Consider the following 1,411-nt stretch of genomic DNA (forward strand, 5'->3'; position numbering starts at 1 on the left):
CTCCACCACCACCCCCTTCGGCCGGCCCGTCGACCCCGAGGTGTAGATCACATAGGCCGCACGCCCGGCCGGGACGGCGTTCTCCCTGTCCTCCACGTCGTCCGCGCTCCGGGAAGCGAGGTCCGCCGCCACCGCGGGGTCGTCCAGCACCAGGCGGGCGGTGCCTGCCGGTGTCCGCCCGAGCAGGTCGCTTGTGGTCACCGTGATGGTCGGCCGGGAATCGGTGACGAGGTAGTCGACCCGCTCGGCCGGATACTCCGGATCGATCGGCACGTACGCCGCGCCGGCCTTCCACACCGCCAGCAGCGTGGCCACCAGATCCACGCCCCGGGGCAGGAGAACGGCCACATGCCCCTCCGGGCCGACGCCATGGCTGAGCAGGGCCCGGGCGAGCCGGTTGGCGCGGGCGTCGAGCTGGGCGTAGGTCAGTTGCCCCGCCGGGTCCGCGACCGCGACCGCGTCCGGCGTCAGCGCCGCCTGCTGCTGGAACCAGTCACGGACCTCACCGGGTCGGATCTCCGCCGCGGTGTCGTTCCACTCCTCGATGACGCGGTGCCGTTCCCCGGCGTCGAGCAGGTCCAGGCTTCCGGCGGGCCGGTCGGGGGTGGTCGCGATGCGCGTGAGTGTGGTGACGAGCCGCCTCATCGTCGCGTTGGCCTCGTCGCCGCCGACCACGTCCGGCTGGTGGTCGAGCCGCAGCGACAACTCCTCTCCCGGCGCGACGGCCAGGCCCAGGGAGTAGTGCGTCGCGTCATGACCTCCGGCATCGGTGATGCGGAATCCGCTGCCCTCGGGCGGGGACAGCGTCTCGGCGTCGACGGGGTAGTTCTCGAAGACGGTCGCGGTGTCGAAGAGTTCGCCGTGTCCGGCCCAGCGCTGGACGTCGGCGAGTCCGACGTACTGGTGCTCGACCAGCAGGAACTGCTCCCGCTGGATCCGCTCCACCAGGTCGCGCAGCGGCTCCGCCGGGTTCACCGTCACCCGCACCGGGACGGTGTTGACGAACAGCCCCACCATCGACTCCACACCCGGCAGGTCGGCCGGGCGGCCCGAAACCGTGGTGCCGAACACCACGTCGCGCCGGCCGGTCGTCCACGACAGCACCAGCCCCCACGCCGCCTGTACCACTGTGTTCAGGGTGACGCCCCACTCCCGCGCGCACCGGTTGAGTGCCGCCGTGGTCTCCCGGTCCAGGCCGGCGAAGACCTGCTCGGGAACCACGGTCGTGCGGCTGCGGTCGGGGGTCAGCAGGGTGGGCTCGGCGAAGTCCTCCAGAGCCTGGCGCCAGGCGCGCTCGGACTCCTCCCGGTCGCGCTCGGACAGCCACCGCAGGTAGTCGCGGTACGGGCGCACCCGGGGCAGCCCCCGATCATCACCGCTCTGCCGGTACAGCACCAGCAGCTCGCTCAGC

General features: G+C 72.5%; 1 protein-coding gene. It reads right to left on the reverse strand.

The genetic code is table 11. The features are described 5' to 3' along the window. Positions 1 to 1,411: condensation domain-containing protein (locus ACFPZI_RS30460; RefSeq protein WP_381369805.1), on the reverse strand; the 1,411-nt coding region annotated here is incomplete at both ends.

Source organism: Streptomyces chlorus (genome assembly GCF_042655885.1).
In the GTDB taxonomy this organism is placed as follows: Bacteria; Actinomycetota; Actinomycetes; order Streptomycetales; family Streptomycetaceae; genus Streptomyces; species Streptomyces chlorus.